Origin of the sequence: Pseudomonas sp. NFACC37-1, from assembly GCF_900101575.1 — a bacterium.
Classification (GTDB): domain Bacteria; phylum Pseudomonadota; class Gammaproteobacteria; order Pseudomonadales; family Pseudomonadaceae; genus Aquipseudomonas; species Aquipseudomonas fluorescens_AA.
This window is the reverse complement of the sequence record NZ_FMUZ01000018.1, coordinates 64866-87440: the sequence shown is the minus strand read 5'-3', so window position 1 is coordinate 87440 and position 22575 is coordinate 64866. Positions and strand designations below refer to the sequence as shown.

General features: G+C 62.7%; 16 protein-coding genes. 5 read left to right on the top strand and 11 right to left on the bottom strand.

What is annotated here, in order from left to right; all coding sequences use genetic code 11:
- Positions 1-366: 366 nt before the first annotated feature.
- The 10 genes from BLP82_RS18800 to cbiE form a co-directional block, all read right to left on the bottom strand.
- Entirely contained in the window at positions 367-1746 is a 1380-nt protein-coding gene (locus BLP82_RS18800; RefSeq protein WP_092171375.1) for a PepSY-associated TM helix domain-containing protein, read from the bottom strand.
- A 176-nt stretch (positions 1747-1922) separates the two neighbouring features.
- Positions 1923-4049: a TonB-dependent copper receptor gene (locus BLP82_RS18795; protein WP_092171371.1), complete on the bottom strand. Its 2127-nt coding sequence runs from the start codon at positions 4047-4049 to the stop codon at positions 1923-1925.
- Positions 4050-4131: 82 nt separating this feature from the next.
- Complete coding sequence (locus tag BLP82_RS18790) at positions 4132-4536, bottom strand: DUF2946 domain-containing protein (protein ID WP_092171368.1); 405 nt, start codon at positions 4534-4536, stop codon at positions 4132-4134.
- A 57-nt stretch (positions 4537-4593) separates the two neighbouring features.
- Positions 4594-5073 carry a copper chaperone PCu(A)C gene (locus tag BLP82_RS18785; RefSeq protein ID WP_092171365.1) on the bottom strand — a complete coding sequence of 160 codons (480 nt, stop codon included), beginning with the start codon at positions 5071-5073 and terminating at the stop codon, positions 4594-4596.
- A 46-nt stretch (positions 5074-5119) separates the two neighbouring features.
- Positions 5120-5518, bottom strand: a complete 399-nt coding sequence (locus BLP82_RS18780; RefSeq protein WP_092171362.1) for a DUF2946 domain-containing protein — start codon at positions 5516-5518, stop codon at positions 5120-5122.
- Between the two features lie 221 nt (positions 5519-5739).
- On the bottom strand, positions 5740-6030 hold the full coding sequence (locus tag BLP82_RS18775) for an addiction module antidote protein (RefSeq protein ID WP_024617344.1): 291 nt from the start codon (positions 6028-6030) through the stop codon (positions 5740-5742).
- A 3-nt stretch (positions 6031-6033) separates the two neighbouring features.
- Complete coding sequence (locus BLP82_RS18770; RefSeq protein WP_092171359.1) at positions 6034-6336, bottom strand: type II toxin-antitoxin system RelE/ParE family toxin; 303 nt, start codon at positions 6334-6336, stop codon at positions 6034-6036.
- 192 nt (positions 6337-6528) lie between these two features.
- Positions 6529-7257: a cobalt-precorrin-6A reductase gene (locus BLP82_RS18765; RefSeq protein WP_092171356.1), complete on the bottom strand. Its 729-nt coding sequence runs from the start codon at positions 7255-7257 to the stop codon at positions 6529-6531.
- Positions 7254-8351 carry a cobalt-precorrin-5B (C(1))-methyltransferase gene (locus BLP82_RS18760; protein WP_092171353.1) on the bottom strand — a complete coding sequence of 366 codons (1098 nt, stop codon included), beginning with the start codon at positions 8349-8351 and terminating at the stop codon, positions 7254-7256. The genes BLP82_RS18765 and BLP82_RS18760 overlap by 4 nt, the downstream gene beginning before the upstream one ends.
- The gene (gene cbiE, locus BLP82_RS18755; protein ID WP_092171350.1) at positions 8344-9555 is read right to left on the bottom strand and encodes a precorrin-6y C5,15-methyltransferase (decarboxylating) subunit CbiE; all 1212 of its coding nucleotides are present in this window, start codon (positions 9553-9555) and stop codon (positions 8344-8346) included. Before cbiE ends, BLP82_RS18760 begins: the two co-directional genes overlap by 8 nt.
- Before the next feature lie 373 nt (positions 9556-9928).
- Here cbiE and cobG point away from each other — a divergent pair, with 373 nt between their 5' ends.
- The 5 genes from cobG (at position 9929) to BLP82_RS18730 (ending at position 21793) form a co-directional block, all read left to right on the top strand.
- Complete coding sequence (gene cobG / locus BLP82_RS18750; protein WP_092171347.1) at positions 9929-11248, top strand: precorrin-3B synthase; 1320 nt, start codon at positions 9929-9931, stop codon at positions 11246-11248.
- Positions 11241-11867 (top strand): precorrin-8X methylmutase, encoded by a 627-nt coding sequence (locus tag BLP82_RS18745; protein ID WP_060739362.1) that lies wholly within the window; start codon positions 11241-11243, stop codon positions 11865-11867. Before cobG ends, BLP82_RS18745 begins: the two co-directional genes overlap by 8 nt.
- Positions 11867-12598 carry a precorrin-2 C(20)-methyltransferase gene (locus BLP82_RS18740; RefSeq protein WP_060739361.1) on the top strand — a complete coding sequence of 244 codons (732 nt, stop codon included), beginning with the start codon at positions 11867-11869 and terminating at the stop codon, positions 12596-12598. Before BLP82_RS18745 ends, BLP82_RS18740 begins: the two co-directional genes overlap by 1 nt.
- The gene (cobJ, locus tag BLP82_RS18735) at positions 12598-14295 is read left to right on the top strand and encodes a precorrin-3B C(17)-methyltransferase (RefSeq protein WP_092171344.1); all 1698 of its coding nucleotides are present in this window, start codon (positions 12598-12600) and stop codon (positions 14293-14295) included. Before BLP82_RS18740 ends, cobJ begins: the two co-directional genes overlap by 1 nt.
- A gap of 427 nt (positions 14296-14722) precedes the next feature.
- A complete protein-coding gene (locus BLP82_RS18730; RefSeq protein WP_092171341.1) occupies positions 14723-21793 on the top strand; it encodes a TcdA/TcdB pore-forming domain-containing protein in 7071 nt (2356 codons plus the stop codon).
- A gap of 13 nt (positions 21794-21806) precedes the next feature.
- On the opposite strand, the gene BLP82_RS18725 is transcribed toward BLP82_RS18730, so the two are convergent.
- A complete protein-coding gene (locus BLP82_RS18725) occupies positions 21807-22403 on the bottom strand; it encodes a MarC family protein (protein WP_092171337.1) in 597 nt (198 codons plus the stop codon).
- Between the last annotated feature and the right edge of the window lie 172 nt (positions 22404-22575).

Here is a 22575-nt window from a genome sequence, read left to right as displayed (position 1 = left end):
GACTTATGAGTTTTTTTTGAGGGCAGATGCAAACGCTGAAAGCGCTTTTGCAAGGGGTGTGCCCGGTCGGAGAAAGGCTTTGAAACAAGGGGAAGGCGCAGGGGTTGGACAGGGTGGCGCACCATGAGTGCTCGTCATGCGGTGGCTGGTGCGACCTGGTGCGCCACATTGGGGCGTCTTGATCGCGGCCACTGAAGATCCCATGTGGGAGCGGGCTTGCTCGCGAAAGCGGTGTGTCATTCAACACATGCATCGGATGACACACCGCATTCGCGAGCAAGCCCGCTCCCACAATTGATCTGTATGCAGCTTGGAGGGCGAGCGCGATAGTAGAACGTTCGCACCGCCTTCCGTTAGTGCACTGTCTCAGCTTGAGGGTGAAGCCGTCTCAGGCTGGCGATTGAACCGGGTAACAAGCCGGTCCAACAGCCACACGACCACCAGCGAAGCCCCCACCAACGGGAACATCAGCGCCAGGGCCAGCATGATGAACACTCCGGTCTTCCAGGTCGGCAAGTCGTGACGCAGCGGCGGCACGCCGAACTTGCCCTGGGGTCGGCGCTTCCACCAGATCACCAGGCCGCTCACGGCGCTGAGCAGGATCATCAGGCAAACCAGCAGCACGAGGATCTGGTTCACCGGGCCGAACATCTTGCCTTCGTGCAGCATCACCCCGGTTTCGGTGGCGCGGGCCACGATGCTGTAGTGCTCCCAGCGCACATCGGCCAGGACCTTGCCGGTGTACTGGTCCACGTGCAGGGTGGCGTCGTTGCGCGGGTCATCGGCGAACACGGCGACGGTGAACACGCCGCTGGCCGTGGTGGGCAACGTGATGCTGTAGCCGGGCGTGACCTGGCGCGCGGTGGCGATATCCTGCACCGCTTGCAGGCTGACGGTCGGGGCGGCGGGGCCTTCGTGCATGCCACCGTGGCCCATGTGCTCGGCATGGTCACCGGACATCGGCATCGGCGTATTTTCCACGGCCCAGGGCACGGTCTGGCGGTGGGCGTTGTTGAGGCTGCCGGCCTCGACATCGGACTTGGGCACGTCATTCCACATCGCCGCTGGGAAGCGGTTCCAGAGGTCTGCGTATTGCTTGCCCCAGAAGCCGGTCCAGGTCATGCCGCTGAGCAGCATCACCAGCAGGAATGCCGCGCCCCAGAAACCCACGACGACGTGCAGGTCACGCCAGAACAACCGACCGCGGGCGCTCCAGCGCGGCCACAGCACACCGGCCGATGATTGCCCGCGCGGCCACCATAGGTATAGGCCGGAGACCACCAGTACCACGCCCCAGCCGGCGGCCATTTCCACCAATCGGTCACCGACGGTGCCGATCAGCAACTCGCCATGGATTGCCCGGGCCATGGCTTGCAGATTGCTCTTCGCATCCTGTTCGCCGAGAACGTCGCCGTGGTACGGGTCGATGAACACATTCAGTTCCCGGCCCTGGTCGATCACCACGAACTGCGCGCTGCGTTCGGCGTTGACCGGTGGCAGGTACTGTTTGACCTGGCCTTCGGGGTAGGCCTGGCGGACCTGCTTGAGCAGGTCGTCTGCCGCCAGGGTATGATGCCCGGCGGGCACGTTCAGCAGGCTGCCGTACATCAGTGGATCGAGCTGTGGCTTGAACAGGTAGATGATCCCGGTCAAGGCCAGCATCACCATGAACGGCGCCACGAACAACCCGGCATAAAAATGCCAGCGCCAGGCCAGGTTGTAGAAATTCGGTTTCGGTTGGCTCATTGCAAAAGCGCTCCGCAGGGTAAATAGGTTGTTATGTTTTTGGTGGTGCTGATCGTTCCCACGCTCCCGCGTGGGAACGCATCCAGTGACGCTCCGCGTCACCGCTGGACGCGGAGCGTCCCGTGCTGCATTCCCACGCAGAGCGTGGGAACGATCAATCAGATCTCCGGTGCCGGTTAGAAACTCATGTCCACCTTGGTCCAGAGCGTGCGCCCCGGTTCGTTGATGGCCTGCGGGTCGCTCGCCGGGTAGCCGAACCCGGCGTTGCCGGCCAGGTTCAAGTGTTCGGCGTAGGCTTTGCCGAACAGGTTGTCGACACCGCTGCTGACCTTCCAGTGTTGATTGATGCGATAGGCGCCGTTGAGCGAGAACACGCCGAAGCCCGAGCTTTTGCCGTAGTCCTTGCCCACCACGTTGCCCTTGTTTTCATCGACACGGTGTTGCGCCGCCACCACCCGCCACAGGGCCCCGGCGCTCCAGCGGTCTTCGCTGTAGGTCAGGCCCAGGCGCGCGTCCAGCGGCGGCATTTGCGCCAGGGCGCTGCCGTCGCTGCTGTTTTTGCCCCAGGCGTAGGCCAGGGTGGCGTCGGCTTTCCAGCGCTCGCTCAGTTTGTAGGCCGCACCCAATTCACCGCCCATGATCCGCGCATCGATGTTCTCGGCCCGGGAGGTGCTGCCCATCATCCCGGGGGTGTAGTCGAAGAGGATGTAGTCGCGGACCTGGCCGACATAACCCGACGCCCAGGCTTCGAGGATTTCGGTCTTGTACTGCAGGCCGAAGTCGAGCTGGGTGGTTTTCTCCGGCTTGATCGAATCGAAGGCATTCAGCGACCCGCTGGGGCCGGCGTCCGGCGAGAACAGCTCCCAGTAGTCCGCAAAGCGCTGGGTGTGACCGACGCCTGCGTAGAGGGTGGTGGGGCTGTCGTCCAGGTCGTGCTCGTAGCGGACAAAACCGCTGGGCAGTGTGTCGGCGCGAGTGTCGTCTGCGGTGGGGTTGGGGCGGGCCGACATGCCGGAACCGATGCTCTGGCGGTAATCCTTGGCTGAGGCGCGGTCGAGCCGGGCGCCGGTGATCACCCGGTCGCGATCGGCGGCGTACCAGGTCAGTTCGCCGAACACCCCGTAGTTGTGGAAGTCGGCGTCCTTGGTGTACGGCAGGTCCTTGTAGGTGTCCACGCCCATGCTGCTGCGTTGGCGATGCTCGTTGGTCTGGGCGTCCAGGCCGCTGATCAATTGCACATCGGCCCAGCGCCAGGTGGCCTTGATGCGCGCGCCGAGGGTGCGGCGGTCGACGTTGGAAGCCATGGGCCCGGCCATCATCCCGGTACCGGACGGCGTGCGCAGGGTGTAGTTGTCCATCACGTGGTCGGCGTAGTTGTAGTAGACCTGGGCCTCGACCTTGTCCAGCAGCTCGCCGATGTTCGAGCGCTCGAAACGCAGCCCGAGGCTTTCGCGCTTGAACTGTGAGCCGTCCATGCCGCGTCCGGCGTAGCGCGCTTCACCGTCGCCCTTGCCGGCCGTCAATTCCAGCAAAGTGTCGGCGTCCGGCGTCCAGCCAAGGGTGACGTCGCCATTCCACTTGTCGTAGCGTGACGGCACGGTGTCGTTATTGCCGTCGCGGTAATCGTCCTGATGGGCGGTGTTACCGATCACCCGTACGTAGCCCTGCGGGCCACCGGCGGCGGCATCCACCACTTTGTCGAAACGGCCGTTGGAGCCGGCCAGCACACTGGCGTTGACCCGGGTGCCCAGCTCGCCGAACTGTTCCGGCTCGCGTTCGAACAGCACGGTCCCGGCCGAGGCGCCGGGGCCCCAGAGCACGGTTTGCGGGCCTTTGATGACGGTGAGCTTGTCGTAGGTTTCCGGCGAGATATAGGAGGTCGGTGCGTCCATCCGGCCTGGGCAGGCACCCAACAGCATGCTGCCGTTGGTGAGGATGTTCAGCCGTGAGCCGAACATGCCACGCAGCACCGGGTCGCCATTGGTGCCGCCGTTGCGCACCAGGGCAAAGCCCGGAATGGTCTTGAGGTAGTCGCCGCCATCACTGGCCGGCACCGGTTGGCGCGGGTCCTTGGGGTTGGTGACGACGGTCAGCGGCGAGCTGGGGGCGATGGCGGTGATGACCGTCGGGCTCAGTTCTTCGACCTGATGGTCGTGATGCTCGTGCTCGTCGGCCAGCGCGAGAGGCGTGAGCAGCAGGCCGCACAGGGCGGCGATGGTTTGGCGCAAACGAACCCGTGGCTCGTTCAGGGGGCAGCGAACCTGGGCAGAGCCCAACGCGATGCCAGCAGAAAACCTGGACATGATGATTCCATCGAACAAACGTAGACGACACGGTCGGGCAGCCTGGGACTGTCTTGTACGACCGGGTGAGTGGAGTGTCGGCTTACGCGTCGAGGGGCGGTGCGCGGGTGCGGGCACCCGGGAAGAACGCGGTGCGGGCATGGCCCAGGCGCGGGGAGGGGGTGGTGTAGTTGTTGGCCAGTGGTGTGTCAAAGGTGGCGAAGCCATGGCCGCCAGTCAGCGCCGGACAGTTGAACAGCAGGCTGCAATAGCCACACTTTTCCCACAGTGCGTGGTGCTCGCGCTGGGGCGGGCAGTGTTCGTCGGTTGATGCCTCATGTTCGGCGTGGACTCCCGCCGGCATGTCCATGCTCATGTCCATCGACATGCTCATGTCCATGCTCACAGGCATGCGTTGATCCATCGGCATCGACTGGGAAATCAGCGGACCGATAAAGATCATCAGCATGGCGAACAGGCTGATCCAGCTGCCGCGTGTCAGGCTCATGGGCTGACGGCGGGGCATGGATGGCTTGGCGCGAAGGGCGTGCACGGGCGGCTACGTCTACTGGGCGTGCATGTGTGTCTTGGTGCCGTCGGGCGCTTTTTTCTGCACCGCAACCTCGACCGTGACATCCCCGGCTTTTTCGAAATGCAGGGTCATGGGGAAGCGCTTGCCGTCGCTGAGCAGGCTGCGGTCCTTCAACTCCAGCAGCATCACGTGATAGGCCATTGGCGCGAAGGTGACAGTCGCACCCGGGGCGATATCGACGTCGGATACCGGTTGCATTTTCATCAGGTCGTTTTGCATCACATGCTCATGGAGCTCGGCCTTGCCGGCGATGGGTGAGTCGACGCTGAGCAGCTTGTCGGCGCTGGTGCCGCCGTTGTGGATGACGAAATACGCGGCCACGGTCGGCGCATTGGGCGGCAACTCTTGAGACCACGGGTGGGCGATTTCAAGATCGCCTGTCTTGTACTGGTGAGCTTGGGCAAAGCCGACGGGAAGCAGCAGGGCGGCCAGCAGGATAAGTCTGTTCAACATGGCGATTCTCCGGAACGATTCAGGGCGCAGGTGTGTGCGGAAAGAATCAGACCAGGGGCGAGGCGCGGGGGTTGAGGCTTGGCCATTGCTGGCGGGGCGTGGGGTGGTCGGGCTTCAGGTGGACGCCAGCGCGATGGGCCAGTTGCGCATCCAGATACAACTGCGGGACATGCCCGGCGAGCGCCACCAACGGCGTCGGACCTGAGCAGCACCAGCAATGCTGCATCGTCGAGTGATTGTCTTTCTGTGGCGTGCCCTGTTCGAGCGTGCCCAGGGAAATCGCGACCATTTTCGTGCCGCTGGACGAGCAGAAACTGCCCCACAGCAGTTGCTCGGCTGGCGAATTGGCAGTCGCGCCACCGCTGTTGGAAAGCGGCATGGCAAGCATGTTGAACAGCACTGCGAAGCAGGCGATCCAGGCAAATGCAAGCCGTTGTCGGGACATGGGGCAATCCGCTCGGTTGGGCGATCAGGTGGCGGTATTTAGCCTGATCGGGGTTGAGAAGTAAAAAAGGCGTGTGCGGTATAGGGTCGCAGGGCTGGTGTTAACAGTATCAACAGATCTTCAAGTGAGTGCTTTTGTGGCGAGGGAGCAAGTTCCCTCGTCGCGTGTTTTTGATCAATCGGTATTCAATCACTCCAATACAGGAGGGAAGGGAACCTCTGTCAAATGGCCGTCGCATGTAACCTCAAGCCCAAAGCTTTCATGACTTTCATGATAGTTGTGAACTCCGGATTGCCCGTACTTCCCAGTGCTTTGTAAAGACTCTCTCGTCCCAAGCCTGCATCACGAGCAATCTGCGTCATGCCCTTTGCCCTGGCAATATCGTTAAGAGCTGCCCGAACCAGTACGCCGTCACCCGCATCCTCTTCAAAACAGGCATCCAGATAAGCGGCCATTTCCTCAGGCGTCTTGAGGTAGGTGGCTGCATCGAAACGTGTGAATTCTTCAGTCATGATTCACTCCTCATTACCCATGGTTTGCGCCATTTGAACAGCGCGTGCGATATCCCGTTTCTGAGTCGATTTGTCACCTCCCACAAGCAGCAAATAAAGCACGGAGCCTTGACGGGAGAAGTACACTCTGTAGCCAGGACCCGAGTGAATACGCATCTCATACACTGCGTTACCCACCGGTTCGCAATCACCAAAATTCCCATGCTCTGCCGATCGGAGCCTGGCAATGATGCGAGCTCTCCCAGCAATGTCCTTCAACCCGTTAAGCCAGGTTGAGAATACTCGGGACTGTTCAAATTCGATCATTTGGATCGTATTCCTTGGGATACATATTGGCAAGCAGCACTTTCCTCGGCACGAGACGGGTCGCTCATGCTTAATGACTGCCAGGTGCTGTGGTGGGTATTAAGGAGCGGAACTATAGAATTGAACGTCTTGGACGAAACAGCCGGCTTCGTCTTGAAAACTTGTCAGAAATGTCGCGCGAATGCGCTGAATTCAGACCCCGTTTTGTAAGGATAAAGCGTCCAGCATTTCATTGATCTCTCCAAACTCCCGATCCACCCCCGCCAACACTGGCCGCCGCAAAACCAACACCGGAACCCCCCGCTCCCGCGCCACCTCCAGCTTCGGCTCAGTGGCCGTGCTCCCGCTGTTCTTGCTGATCAGCACATCGATCTGCCGACGTTCGAATAGCTCGCGCTCGCCTTCGAGGTGGAACGGCCCGCGGGCGCCGATGACTTCGCAGCGTTCATTGCCGGGGTAAACGTCCAGGGCGCGCAGGGTCCAGAATTGCTCTGGCGGAATCTCGTGCAGGTGTTGCAGCGGTTCGCGGCCGAGGGTGAACAGTGGGCGGCGGAAGGGTTGCAGGGCCTGGATCAGTTCAGCCCAGTCGGCCACTTCGCGCCAGTCATCCCCGGCCTGGGGCTGCCAGGCTGGACGGCGCAGGGCCCAGCAGGGAATGCCGCAGGCGCGGGCGGCGTGGGCGGCGTTGTGGCTGATTTGCGCGGCGTAGGGGTGGGTGGCGTCCAGCAGCAGGTCGATGCCTTGGTCACGAATGAATTGCGCCAGGCCTTCGGCGCCGCCGTAGCCGCCGACGCGGACCTGGCAGGTCAGGTCGGTGGGGACGCGACCGATGCCAGCCAGGCTGTAGATGTGATTGGGTCCCAGGGTGCGGGCGATGGCCAGGGCTTCGGTGACGCCACCGAGCAGCAGGATGCGTTTCATTGGAAGCCTCCGGCGTGACCGACGATCCCACCCTGGCGGTCGATGGCGAAGACTTCGACCTGGACCTGGGCCGGCACCACGCTGCGAGCGAAGGCCAGCGCGTGCTCGCACACCGCATCGCCGAGGGCGATACCGGCGGCGCTGGCCATCGCCAGGGCCTGTTGGCTGGTGTTGGCGTCTCGGATGCCCTGCTGCAAAACCTCATCGGCACCGATGGCGGCCGCCCATTCGGCCAGTTGCGGCAGGTCGATGCTCGAGTGACGGCTGTGCAGGTCCATGTGACCGGCGGCGAGTTTGCTGATCTTGCCAAAGCCGCCGCAGAGGCTGAGTTTTTCCACTGGCACCTTGCGCACATGCTTGAGCACGGCGCCGACGAAGTCGCCCATTTCGATCAGGGCGATTTCCGGCAGGTCGTAGACCCGGCGCATGGTGTCTTCGCTGGCATTGCCGGTGCACGCGGCGATGTGCAGGTAACCGTTGGTCTTCGCCACATCGATGCCCTGGTGGATCGAGGCGATGTAGGCCGCGCAGGAGAATGGCCGGACGATCCCGCTGGTACCGAGGATCGACAGGCCGCCGAGGATGCCCAGTCGCGGGTTCATGGTTTTCAGCGCCAGGGCTTCGCCGTCCTCGACGTTGACTGTGACTTCGAAACCACCGGCATAGCCGCTTTCCTCGGCCAGGCGGCCCAGGTGATCGTTGATCATTTTGCGTGGCACCGGGTTGATCGCCGGCTCACCGACACCCAGCACCAACCCGGGCCGTGTCACCGTGCCTACGCCGCGACCGGCGACGAAGCGCACGCCGGGTTGGGCGATCAGGCGTACCTGGGAAAACAGCAGGGCACCGTGGGTCACGTCCGGGTCATCGCCCGCGTCCTTGATCGTCCCGGCCTCGGCGCCTTGTTCGGTCAGGCGGCAGAACTCCAGGCGCATCTGCACCTGCTTGCCCTTGGGCAGTACGATTTCCACGGCGTCGGCTTCGATGCCGCGCAGCAGCAAACGGGCCGCCGCCAGGCTGGTGGCCGTGGCGCAACTGCCGGTAGTCAGGCCGCTGCGCAGGGGGGCGGGTTGTTCGGCGGTTTCGTCACGCATCGAGAGGTTTCGTCAGGTCCAGCAATGTAATCGGCAAGGCCTGGCGCCAGGTGTCGAATTCGCCCAACGGCTGGGCCTGGGCGATGTGGATGCGGGTCAGCTCACCGCCGTGACGTTCGCGCCAGTGCATCAGGGTCATTTCGCTTTGCAGGGTCACGGCGTTGGCAACCAGCCGACCGCCGGGCTTGAGTTGGGCCCAGCAGGCGTCGAGCACGCCTTTGCGGGTGACGCCGCCACCGATGAACACTGCGTCCGGACGCTCCAGGTTGTCCAGCGCCTGCGGGGCACTGCCGCGAATCAGTTGCAGGCCGGGCACGCCGAGGGTGTCGCGGTTGCGTTCGATCAAGCCTTGCCGGCCTGCGTCGGCTTCGATAGCCAGGGTTCGGCAACTGGGGTGGGTGCGCATCCATTCGATGCCGATGGAGCCGCTGCCGGCGCCGACATCCCAGAGCAACTCACCGGGGGTCGGGGCGAGGCGGGCGAGGGTGATGGCGCGCACGTCGCGTTTGGTCAACTGACCGTCATGCTCGAACGCGCTGTCCGGCAAACCGGCCAAGCGTGACAGTCGCGGTGTCGACGGTTCGGCCCGGCATTCGACGGCGATCAGGTTCAGGTCGGCGACGGTGTCAGCGGACCATTGCGCGGCGCTACCGTCGATACGTCGTTCTGCCGCACCTCCCAAATGCTCCAGCACAGTCATGGTACTCGGCCCGAACCCCCGCTCGCGCAGCAACGTCGCCACGGCGGCAGGGCTGTGGCGGTCATTGCTCAGCAGCAACAGCCTGACGCCTGTGGATAAATGCCCATTGAGCGCCGCCAGGGGACGCGCCACCAGCGACAGCGTGACTACCTCCTGCAGCGGCCAGCCCATGCGCGCCGCGGCCAATGAGCAGGAGGAGGGCGCGGGGATGACCAGCATCTGATCGCCCGGCAGCTGTTTCGCCAGGCTCGCGCCTACGCCGTAGAACATCGGATCGCCGCTGGCCAGTACACACACCGACTCGCCCCGTCGCGCCAGCAGCGGTTCCAGGGAAAACGGGCTGGGCCACAATTCCCGTTCGCCGCGGATGCACACCGGCAACAGCGCCAACTGGCGAGCGCTGCCAACAATGTGTGATGCCCGCAGCAAGGCATGGCGAGCCGTTCGGCCCAGGCCCTTGAAGCCTTCTTCACCGATGCCCACTACGGTCAGCCAGGGGGTCATCTCTGTTCCTCGAATGAATGGGGTTGATCGACAGGCGTGTTGCCGCCGCGAACCGGGCCGCCATCATACCGCGCCCCGGCGGATCAGGCGCCTGGCGCAACATCATTGTGGCTGCCAGACCGCTTTCGCGAGCAAGCTCGCTCCCACAGGGGATTTGGGGTGAGCACAGAATCTGTGCACAACCTGACCAAAACTGTGGGAGCGGGCTTGCCCGCGAAGGCGGCGGTACAGACAACATCATAGGATCAGGCAGCCCGTGTTCTTGAGCTCTCTGGCTTCAATCCGACCAGCAAGCTTTTCATGACCCCCGGCAAAGCAGGCATAATGGCGCTCCTTCGCCAATGTGGCGTTTCTTATCTTTGCCGGTCTTCCCTTGAACGAACGCCCATCCTCCCTCGTCGTACGCCCCTCCGGTTGCCCGGGGTTGCTGCGTGTCGTCCAGGCGCTGGACGGGGGGATCTGCCGGATCAAGCTTGATGGCGGTTCCATCCAGGCGGATCAGGCCGAAGCCGTGGCCTCTGTGGCCGAGCGGTTCGCCGGCGGTGTAATCGAGGCGACCAACCGGGGAAACCTGCAAATCCGCGGGATCGGCCCTGACCATGACGCGCTGATCGAGCCGTTGCTGGCTGCCGGGCTTGGCCCGCGCAATCCCGCGGGTGATGACGTGCGCAACCTGATGCTCAGTCCCGCGGCCGGGATCGATCGGCGGATGCTGTTCGACACCCGCCCGTTGGCCGCGCAGATCCTCGTCACCCTGCAAACCCATGAACGCTTCCATGAACTGTCGGCCAAGTTCGCCGTGCAACTGGACGGCGGAGAAGCGTTGGCGATGCTCGAACATCACCACGACGTGTGGCTCTCGGCCCTTGTCCGTAACGGCGAGCCCTGGCTGGCCTTCGGCTTGGCCGGCACCCCGCTGGATAAACCGGCGGGCAAGGTGCCCCTGACCCAGGGGCATGCCTTGGTGGTGGCGGTGCTGGAGTTGTTCCTCGACTTGGCCCGCCCGGACCAGATCCGCATGCGCCACTTGCTGGCTGAAGTCTCTGTGGATGAGTTCATGACCCGGCTGGCCCGTCGTGTGCCCCTGCAAGCGTGCCTGGATTGGCAGCGGGATGCGTCCATCGATGGACTGCACCTCGGTGTTCATCCCCAGCACGACGACCGCGTCTACGTCGGTGCGGCGGCGCCCCTGGGGCGGCTCGATGCGGTCATGCTACGGGGGGCCGCGCAACTGGCGCGGGAGAAGGGCGATGCAAGCCTGCGTTTCAGCCCTTGGCAAAGCCTGCTGCTGCCCAACGTGCGCCGCGCGGATGCCGACCAAGTGCTGGCGCGGCTTGAGGAATTGGGGCTGTTAGGTTCGAACGATCAACCCCTGGCGCAACTCATCGCCTGCACCGGTTCCAGTGGTTGCGGCAAAGCCTTGGCCGACACCAAGGCCGACGCCCGCCAACTGGCCGAGCTGCTGCAACGCCAGGGTCAAAACCTGAAGGTTCATCTGTCGGGCTGCCCGCGTTCCTGCGCGGCGGCCCACGTCGCGCCTGCCACCTTGCTGGCGGTCGCCCCCGGTCGTTACGACCTGTATTTTCGCGATGCCACGTTGCCAGGTTTCGGCGCGTTGCAGGCACACAATCTGACTATTGAAGCGCTCGGCCACTGGCTCGACGCTCGCCCCCGGAGCCCCCTTGATGCTTGATTACATCCGCGACGGTCAGGAGATCTATCGCAACTCCTTCGCGATCATCCGCGCCGAAGCCAACCTGGCGCGCATTCCGGCCGACCTGGAGAAACTCGCCGTGCGGGTGATCCACGCCTGCGGCATGGTCGAGGCCATCGATGGCCTGCAGTTTTCCGAGGGCGCGGGCACGGCCGGGCGCCAGGCGCTGGCCGCCGGTGCGCCGATCCTGTGCGATGCGCGGATGGTTTCCGAAGGCGTGACCCGGGCACGCCTGCCAGCCAACAATCCGGTGATCTGCACCTTGCGCGACGAGCGTGTACCGGCATTGGCCCAGGAACTGGGCAACACCCGTTCGGCGGCAGCGCTGGAGTTGTGGCGCCCGCACCTGGAAGGCAGTGTCGTGGTCATCGGTAACGCACCGACCGCGCTGTTCTACCTGCTGGAAATGCTCGATGCCGGCGCGCCGAAACCGGCATTGATCCTCGGTTTCCCGGTGGGCTTCGTCGGCGCCGCCGAGTCCAAGGCGATGCTGGCGGCCAACAGCCGTGGCGTGCCATTCGTGATCATGCAAGGCCGTCTGGGCGGCAGCGCCATGGCCGCCGCCGCCGTCAACGCCCTCGCCACGGAGATTGAATGATGCAGCAGCCTGGACGTCTGATCGGCCTCGGCGTGGGCCCCGGTGACCCGGAGCTGATTACGGTCAAGGCCCTGCGCCTGCTGCGCGAATCGCCCGTGGTGGCGTATTTCGTCGCCAAGGGCAAGAAGGGCAACGCCTTCGGCATCATCGAGGCCCATTTGCAGGACGCGCAGACGTTGCTGCCATTGGTCTACCCGGTCACCACCGAGGTGCTGCCGGCGCCGCTGTCCTATGAACAGGTGATCGCCGATTTCTACGACACCGCCGCCGAGCAGTTGGCCGTGCACCTGGATGCCGGTCGCGACGTGGCGGTGATCTGTGAGGGCGACCCGTTCTTCTACGGTTCCTATATGTACCTGCACGATCGCCTGGCCGAGCGTTATGAGGCCCAAGTCATTCCCGGCGTCTGCTCGATGCTCGGCGGCGCTTCGGTGCTCGGCGCGCCGCTGGTCTATCGCAACCAGAGCCTGTCGGTGCTCTCCGGTGTCCTGCCCCACGACGATCTCAAACGTCGCCTGGCCGATGCCGATGCGGCGGTGATCATGAAGCTGGGACGCAATTTCCCCAAGGTTCGCCAGGTGCTCCAGGAACTGGGCATGGACGGGCGGGCGCTGTACGTCGAGCGAGCGACCATGGCCAACCAGAAAATCGTGCCGTTGGATGAAGTCGAGCCGATGTCTTCGCCGTACTTCTCGCTGATCATCGTGCCGGGCGAACGGTGGCAGGGTTGATGGCCGCCAAGACGCCGGCCATCGTCATCCTCGGCCCCGGCAGCCTGGCAACGGCCCGACGGATCCAGCAGCGTTACCCCGACGCCCTGATCCATGGCCTGGCCGGGCGGGTCGAGGGTGATCGGCAATACCTCGAGTTCGGCGCGACGTTGCGCGAACTTTATCAACAGGACACGCCGATCATTGCCCTGTGCGCAGCGGGCATTGTCATCCGTACCCTGGCGCCGCTGTTGCTGGAAAAAGGCGCCGAGCCGCCGGTGCTGGCAGTGGCCGAGGATGGCAGCGCCGTGGTGCCGCTGCTGGGCGGCCTGGGCGGGGTGAATGGCATGGCCCGGGACATCGCGGCAATGCTGCAGGTCACGCCGGCGATCACCACCAGCGGTGAGTTGCGTTTCGGCACGTGCCTGCTCAATCCACCCAGCGGTTACAGCCTCGGCGACCTGGAGCAAGGCAAGCGCTTCGTCTCCGACCTGTTGGCCGGCGAGCCGGTGCGCATCGAAGGTGCAGCACCATGGCTGGATCAAGCGCAGTTGCCCCAAGACCCGCAAGCCCGGCGCACGATCCACGTTAGCCATGCCCAGCGTGAGGCCAGTGCCCATGAGCTGTTGATTTATCCCCGCAGTGTCGCGGTGGTGGTGAGCGCCGAGGTGGCTGATCTGCCAAGCGCCGTTCGTGCAGCTTTGCAGCAAGCCAACGTGGCGATTGCGAGCCTGGCGTGCCTGGTGGCGGCGGATACGCTGATGGCCAGCACGGCCTTGCGTGAAGCCGCGCTGGAACTCGGGGTGACGCTGCGCTTTGTGGCGGCGACAGGCGATGCCGCCACCTTGGCCCGCAGCTCGATGCCGGCGGCGACCCTCGTTTCGGCAACGGGCAACCTGGTCATCGCCGTCGCCGCGCAGCCCTTGGATGTGGCCCGAATCGGGCGTCCGCGTGGCCGCCTGGCGGTGATCGGCCTGGGGCCGGGCGCTGCCGAGTTGACGGTGCCGGCGGTGAAAGCCGAACTGGCGCGGGCCACCGATGTGCTCGGTTACGAAACCTATGTGCGCATGGCCGGCCCGTTTCGCGACGATCAAGTGCTGCACTGCACCGACAACCGCGAAGAAATGCAGCGCGCTCGTCACGCCTTTGAACTGGCTGCCCTGGGTCGTTCGGTGATTGTGGTGTCGTCCGGCGACCCGGGTGTCTTCGCCATGGCGGCGGCGGTGCTCGAAGCGTTGCACGAATCCAGCGACCCGGCCTGGCATCAGGTGGACCTGGAGATCCTGCCCGGGGTGTCCGCCTCCCTCGCGACCGCCGCCCAGGCCGGTGCGCCGTTGGGACATGACTTCTGCGTGATGTCGCTGTCGGACAATCTCAAGCCCTGGTCGATCATCGAAAAGCGTTTGGACCTGGCTGCCGAAGCCGACCTGGCGCTGGCCTTCTACAATCCGATTTCCCGTGCGCGACCGTGGCAATTGGGGCGTGCGCTGGAGATCGTCGCCCGGCACCGCACGCCGGAGACGCCGGTGGTGTTGGGGCGTGACATCGGCCGTCCGGGCCAGACCCTGCGTGTCACCACGTTGGGACAGCTCACGGCCGAGCAGGTGGACATGCGCACCATGGTCCTGATCGGTTCCTCCACGACATGCGTTTTCCCAAGGGCCGAGGGGGGTGATTGGGTCTATACGCCGCGTTGGTATGGCAGCAAGCCGGTCTGACGAACGGCAGTGGCCTGCCCGGGTCACCGCCTCCTGAATCCTCCCGACGCTGGCGCCTGCTCTCGGTTTATGCGTCGGTATCCAGTTTTATCTGGATGTGATCAATCCTGACTTTAGTTGGCTGTTTTATAGGTGTTGAATAGCAAGTTCTACCGTTCTGTTTGCCAAGTTGTAAAGAAGCAAGATAAAAGCGAGTCGTTGGAAACTTATTGAATTCCTTGTCGATTGAGCGGTGAGCCGGTGAGAGTTATGTTCGTTTTTCAATTCGCTGGCGCTCATGTCCGTGCGAGTGATATCGATTGATTAATCGAGTAAGAGACTTTGTAGGCTGTCAGCGCATGGACGCGTGTCGTTCAACTTCTCGTCACCTGGAAACCTGAGGGTATGCCGGGGTTAGCTATATATACAATAAATGGAAGTATTGTTTATGAGTGAATCTGTGATCTCATCGGCGGACAGTTACGCCGATTTCGTGGACTTGTTAAAACTCAAGGAGCTTGAACAAGCATTAATAGTACACAAGGGCACCGATGAGTACGAGGCGGTGTTGCGTTATTACTTCGGCTGCATCGCCTTGCTCGACTCACCACAGTTGTTGAAGCCATTAGGGTTGCTCAAGCAGGCGCTGGGCGCCTTGCAGGGAAACAGCAGGCCTCCACATACGTCCGAGTCGACGGGTGACGCCGGGCTCATGGACCTGACGCAAATCCATGACAAGATCGAGGCTTTCGAAGCGCGCCTGCGCAACAGCTTCGAGCTATTAAAGCAGCCAGCCACCGAAGTGCCGAAAAAACTGCATTTTGTCTGGTTGGGGGGCGGCGTCGGGGCGATTCAGCGGGACTATATCAATATCTGGAAACAGGTCTTGGGCCCGGAGGGCTATCGCCTCAATCTCTGGTATGACAGTGACGCGCTGCTGGCCTATGAAACCAACCGGATCATTGTCGAAGCTGCCAAGGCCGATGCGATGCTCAAGGGGGCAGACACCAGTGTCGATGCGCTGGAATTGGGTGATCGTTATGAAGAGCGCGTCATCGTTCTGAAGCAGCAGATGTACGCCCATATCACCCAGGCGGTGAAAAACGGCGGCAGCGCCGACGACGCGAGAATCGATTTGTTGGTTCGGGCTTACGGCCAGGATAAAGTGCGGCTGATGGCGCTGAGGGACGATAACCGTCTCAGTCTTGCGGCATTGGCCGAAGGAAGCCTGGAATTGCGCGACCTTGCAAGCGCTGAAGTAGTGCTGCAGTTGCGCGACCTCTACGAACGCGAGATCAGTCTGCGCGGCATGTTCGCCGGGGGCTCCGATATCGTGCGTGTCGAAGTTCTGTTTGCCGAAGGCGGCAGTTACGCTGATATAGACGGCTTGCCTCCACTGGCAGAACGGTTGGGTGAGGTGGATATCCGGGAATTTCAGACTGATGCGCGCTTGGGCGTGTTGCAGCTGCTGTTGGACCAAAACCCCGAGTGGATGCCAGGCCGTCAAGCGCTGCGCGGTAAATACGCGAATTACGTAGATGAAATTCCAACCGCGTATCGTGCGGCGCTTGAGCGTTTCGCTAAGAGTCGACCCGAGTTGAATCGCGTGTTTCGTTCCCCCGTAGAGCGCCTGGCCCGTCCGGACGAATTGCGCGCCGTCATCGAACAACATGCGTTGAGCAACGCGTTCCTCATGGCCCACCCCGGTGCGGCAAGGCTCAAGACCGTGATCGAGCGTTTTCGGCGCAACTATCAGGTCGTTGATATCACTGCGCGCTTGTCCGATGAGCAAAACGTCAGCCTGATGGATATCGAGACTATGAGCGGCCTGGCTCGCCAGGCGGCGACGCAGGTATACGGTGCGTTACACGAGCTGCCACCGGAAATGGACCTGGCCATATCTTTTCTGGTGGAGGCAGCCGCCGCCTATTACAGCGACGGCATCCGTCCCCAGAGCGAAGGGACGATCTATCTCACCGGTCCCAGCGCCTTGCGCCAGGGACTTGCCGATTATCATCGAATGCATTTCACCCCTCAAACCGCCGAACTGTGGCTCGCGGAGGCAGCCATAACGGCGACCTTCACCGTCAATCGGGCAACTGAGGAAGAACTGGATAATTCCTGGAAAGAGAACGAACGGGACACCATGCAATGGCTGGCTAACGAGAAAACAAGCTGGAAAAAAGGGCAGTTCAAGGTTCGTTATGAGGGGGACATGGCGGAGCTGCTCAAATACCGTACCCTACAGTTCGATGAAGGTTGGCCTGTCGTCGAGGGACGGCATGTATTGTCTACTGCCCTGCTGCAGCATCTTGCCGATGAGCTGGGTGCACCGTTCGTTCGGATGATGGGCCATAGTCACAGCGGCGAGGTAGCTTTCGATAAACCCATTCCACTGAGCTTCGATGCGCGGCAGTCGATCCGCGCCCAAAGCCCCTATGCTTTGCCACCCGTTTCGCTAGGCGATTCGCAGACGCGTCAACTGTCCCTCGCCGAGCTTCTGGGGCGCCTCGCCGCCGGGGATTTCGAAATCGCCCAGATGAGCCCCTTGCAGCGCCTGTTGCTAGGCGCCCTGGTCGGTGCGAGCGCCCTGGATAACCGCAGCTTCGACGCGATGCGTCCACAACTGGATAACCTGGCCAACAGCCTCGCCGGACACGGCACCGCCGGCCGCTATGCCGCACTCGAACAGGTGTTGTACCAACGTCAGGCACCGGCGTTCCTGGTCGGCCTTGCCAATGCCAACGACGACCCGCCAAGGCATGGCGAAACCGCTCTGGAGTTGAAAAAGGCCGCACTGGCGCAACCCTTGACGTTGCGTCAATGGGGCCGGCACGTGGCGCGGATCCGGCAAGTGGCGCAGCTTGAATACCGTGTGCGGATCGTCGAGCGTCTCGGTGGGGTGCTGGACGGTTTCGAAGCCGACACCATCAAGCTTGTCCCCCAGGATCTGCTGCTCCAGGGCGAGGGCGACAGGGTCGGCGGACGCTGTTATCCCTTGAGCCTGGCGATGGCTGCCGCATTGTCCCAGGGCAAGGCGGCGGTCAATACCCTGCGCGAGCGCTTTTATCTTGGGGTGATCGAGCCTGAGGCCAGCGACTCGACTATCTTCCTGGGCAGCCTCGAATCACTGCGTGACGTGCAGCTCGGCGACGTCGGCCGCACGCTGGCGCGCTCGGACCTGAACGAGGTCATGGACCTGCTGCACGCGCGGACATCGACCGGCACACTGATGCTCAACTCCGACAATCACGCCATGCTGGTGGCCAAGACTGTGGAGGGCGAGACCAGCACTTATCACTTCTACGATCCGAATTTCGGGGTGTTCGAGTTCGAGCATCCGGCACGCTTCAAACAGGCGCTGACACGGTTTTTCCTCGACGAGGGCATGGCCATTCATTACGCGGCCTATGGCGATGCGGCGCGTCCGACCTTCGACCTGATCGAGCTGGATGGTGGGCGAGTGGCAAGCGTGGTCTTGCCGGGTGAAATTGACGTCGCGAAATTGCTGCTGCCCGGCGCGTTGCCCGGACAGTCGCCGCGCCCGGTCCGGCAACGGCTGGCTAGCGCTCGCGGGCAGTCGTTGCAGAGTAATCCTCGGCTTGGCAACTGTCTGCTGATGCTGGACGCGTATGGGTGGAGCCAACAGATCGAACAGGCGACGGTTCGCCTCCAGCGGGAAAACCAACTGGGCTCACACCTCGTGCCGTTGTTCGACACCTTGGAGGTGACCTCGGACGGCGCCTACCGGATGAACCTGATCGACCCGGCCGATCCGGAACGTCCGGTGCGGATCGTTTCCGCCGACCATGGGCTCCTGCGCATCAAGAACTACCTCTCGGAACGTTTTACGACTTTGGCCAACAAGCCGGTCGTGCCGAGCGATCCCACCGAAGTGGGCAGCGTCCACACCCTTAACGCCGGCTTTGCGATCCAGGCGCTGATGAACGCCTTGCGGGGCCGGGAAGGGGTGGACCGGCCCCTGACCCTGGCCGTCCGGCTGCATGCCTATGTCAACTATGCGCAGCTGGTGCATGGCAACGTGGCTGATGTCGCGGGGCTGTTGGGGCTGGTTCGCCAGGCCCTGGCGGAAGAAAAGCTGATTGCCCGTACCGTGGCGCCGGTGGTCAAGGCGGCGGTGGGATCCAGCGTCAGTGAAGCGACCGGCGGACTGCTGCAATTGGCCAACGTTGGGTTCGATATCTATCAATTGGCGACAGCGCAAAACGAAGCTGAGCGCGCCCAGTTCGGGACCCAGTTGGCTTTCGACTCGGCCAGCCTAGTCTTGTCGGGAGGTGCTTATGCTGTCGGCGCCACGGCCGCCGGGGCTTTCCTGGGGGGCGCCGCGGTGATACTCGGTGGCTTGGCCGTAGGTGTGGCTGCCCTGGCCCAGGGCTTCGCCAGTATTACCGAAGAAGCCAAGCAGGTCGGGCTGTTTTTCGACGAGGTGAGCAAGGCTCATCTGGAGGCCTATCGACTCGACGCCACGCAGGGGGCCTGGGTGCCGCATTCGTCGCTGATTCTCCAGACGCTGGACCTGACCCGTGCCGAACTGGTGTTGGACGGCCCCCGGCTGTACCCGCTGCGCGATCATTTCGGGGTGCCGACCTTCGACGACGATTACGCGCGGGCGATCGATATACGCAGAGAGTTGAGGCTGTCAGGACGAACCACTTTCAGGCCGGGCGCTGGTTCAGTCATCGTCTTGCCCTGTACACCGCAAACCTGTTATCGCTACGAATACAAGGCGCTGCCGTTCGCAACACTGCGCCATGACCGCGGCTTCGACATCGCCCGGCGCCTGGAGAAAAAGAAAGCCGACGGCGGCTGGCTGTTCCTGTTTTCCTTCTATTCGTTTCCGAGTGACTACATCCTCTATCGCATGGTTCCGGACTATCGGCCCACGACGATCAACGTATTGCTCGACGACGTCGATCGCTCGCTGGTCGTCCCGGTGCTGCCCGCGGCCTGGCACGGCAAGGTCGCCTATCAGATTCGCAGCGCGGGCAAGCGCTGCGCATTGGTGCTCCATCCCGGGGTCGGCGTGACCCTTGAATCGCCAAGTCTGAAGCAATCGAGCTGGATCCTGGACGCCCCCTGGGCCAGCGAGGGCGATGTCCGGTTCGAGCGTTACAGCAAGCTGTTCATTGGCGACGTCCAGGTGACCTACACCGGGACGGGGCGCCACCAGACGCTGCTCAGGCTCGCTAAGGGGCAAGTGTTCCAGGTCGACGCCGGCGAGCGCAAACTCATCCTGGCCGAGGCGGATGTGCCACCAGGCATGGATCGCCAGGCTCTGCAGGATCGCCTGCGGACCCTGGCGCGGGAGCACCGCCTGGTCATGCCCTATACGCCGATCCACCACTATCTGATTCCGTTCGAAAAGCCCGAAGAGCCCCGCTATATCACTGCCTGGTACGACGCGAAGGGCGACCGCTTCCTTTATATCCGCAACGACCTGCCAGGGGCCGGCGACGCGGTGTTGGGAGCGGTAGTGGGTGATGCCTGTTATTTCTACGACCCGCAGAGCCCGATCATCTGGCAGGTCGATGCGGTCACCGGGCTGCTGAGCTATCGCTATTGGCTGTGGGGCGCCGGCAGAGTGACAGCCACCATCAAGAGCGTCGAGGCGGATGGGCAAGGGTTGGTGCAGGTCGTGCAGCACGTTACCCGCCAGGATCAGACCCTCGATGTGCTGGTGTATGTGATCCATGAAGGGCAACTGTTGCTCAGTTCGATCACTCGGGACCTGGATCCGGCGCTGGAGTCGGTGTTGAGCGCCGGCGAGACCCTGACGCAATGGTCGCAGGTATTGGGCGACGATTTCCTCGTGACACCGAGCGCCGCCCCTGAGGCCATGTTCCTGACCGTGGTCTGGCAACCGGCGCCCTTTGTTTCGATCTGTTGGAAGTCGGATGAGCAATGGCGGGACATGGCCTGGGTGCGTCGCAGCGACGGCCTGATCATTCGTCCCGTGCCGAGACGCAACGAACCGCATGGATGGGCCGATTCGATCAAGGACATGGCTGACCTGACATTGCTGCCGCCGCTGGGTGACGACAATATGTTTATCATTTACGACCGGCCCAAGCAGGCCCTGTGCTTCAGACGGCGTAGCGTGGTGGCGGGCAAGGCGCGCTGGTCCACTAAGTGGGCGAGTTCCGAGCGTCTGGAAAATGTTGTCGCTGTTGAGGGGGGGTACGTCGCGCTGACTTCGGGAGGCTTGATCTACAACCTGACCGGCGAGGGCAACTTGAAGCTCAGTGGCGTGAACGAAACCTGGTTCAAGGATCGGGTCCAGTGGTGGTCGGCCTTGGACGCCCTGGCTCGGCGAAACGCCAGTGAGAGTCTGGTTCTCATCGGCCTGGGCAACTTCAGCGCTGACGCGAAGTTGTGTGCCTGGTACATCGGTAACCGCCTGTTGCTGGCCGAGGCTGGCCCCGGCAAGGAAATCCGCCTGGTGGGCGTCACCCCGGACGGCGAGGCCGCCTGGTTGTTCGATGTGCAGGAGGGCGAAGTCTATCGCCAGGCATTTTTCGATACCCGGAAACTGGAGGCCGCCTTCGGCCAGGGTTCGCAGTTACTGAAGGCTGATGCGCTGCCTGTTCCACAGCCTGTATGGGCGCAGTGGCAGTTTGCCGAGCTGATGGTCGAAGGTGCCGGGTTGCGTGGCGTGACGTTCGATGGCGTGGTGGTTGCGTTGCGTGATCGAGAGCCGCCGTTGATCACCGGGGTCACTCGTCAATGGGTCATCACCCAGGGCGATCAGGTGCATGAGGGGCTCAGGCGCCTGGCGACTCAACCTTTGCACGGCCCGCTGCTATCGGTGGAGGATCCTTCCAGCCTGAAATGGTTCGTTGCCGAGACCGAACGGCTGATCCAGGTCTCCAAGGGCGCCATTCCCGCGGCCTTCGAAGTGCTCGGCACCCAGCGACAGACCCGTGTACTGGTGCATGAAAGCAATAATGGAAAGCTGCTGGTCCTGCCGGGCAAGGGCCCTGTGGGGGAACTCAGCTACGTCCAGCGTGAAGGTGAAGTGCTGGTTGTCGAGGGGCATGAGATGAAAATCGATGATCTGTTGCCGCTGATGCCCGACGACGTCACTACCCTGGTCCTGCGCATGGGGCAAGGCGCGGTGAGTTATCGATTGTCCAAGGCCGTCTGGCTGAGAGCCAGGTCGGTGATCCTCGATTGCCGGCCTCCGCTGGGCGATACGGTAACTATTCCCGGCAAGTTGATCTGGGAACTGGAAGATCCTGATGCCTTGCTGCTGAGTCTCGTCGATGAACACTTGGTGATCATCGATCCGAACAGCGGCCACAGCGTGATTTTCCGTGAAGTCCATGCCACGGACGTAAGCTTGCGTGGCGAGGTGTTGCTCAGTTTCGAGGGGAATCGACATTACGCCGTTTCGGCACTGGTCCGCTGGCTGGACGGCCAGCCGGGCACCCAGAACGGCGTGACACTCAAAGCCTTCAGCAGCACTTCATCTGCGCAGGAAAACAGCGTAGCGGATTGATCGCGGGTCGCGCCTACGGCACCAGATAACCTCGCACCCCGGTAAAAATGATCTGCGCCGCCAAGGCGCAGACAAACAGCCCCATCAGGCGGCTGACGATCTGCAGGCCCTGGTCGCCGAGGATGCGTTCGATGCGGCTGGACAGGTAAAGCACCACGCCGACGGTAAAGCTCGCCAGGGCGATGCTGATGATGGCCATGAGTTTGTCGTCCCAGTGCGGCTGGCTCACGCCCATCACCAGCAGGGCGCCGATGGTGCCGGGGCCGACGGTCAACGGAATGGTCAGCGGGACGATGGTCACGTCCTGCTGCACATTGTCGGTCTGCACGGCCGACTTGCCCTGGGCCATGCCCAGGGCCGAAATGAACAGCACGCTGCCGGCGCCGATCCGGAACGCATCCACGGTGATGCCGAACACGCTGAAAATCACTCGCCCGAACAAATACAGCAACACGCTGGAGATCAGCGTCGCCGTCGCGACTTTCCAGGCCAGGCGGCGTTGCTCCTTGCGCGAATAGCCGCGAGTCAGGCCGATAAAACATGACAGCACGAAGAAGGGGCTGTAGAGGACCAACATCTTCAGATAAACGCTGAACAGCACGTGGAGCATGGTCGGAACTCGCGACGAATGACAATTGACGTGGAGTCTATCAGGCGCCGGGGTGTCTGTCGGCTGGCCGTGGGCTTAAGGGTTTTAATGTAGTGAAACCTTGGTTTGTTTTTTTCTGTTAGTTGTTGGTTGTTGTCCTGGAATTAAGTGCGGTTACAGTTCTGTGCTTGTT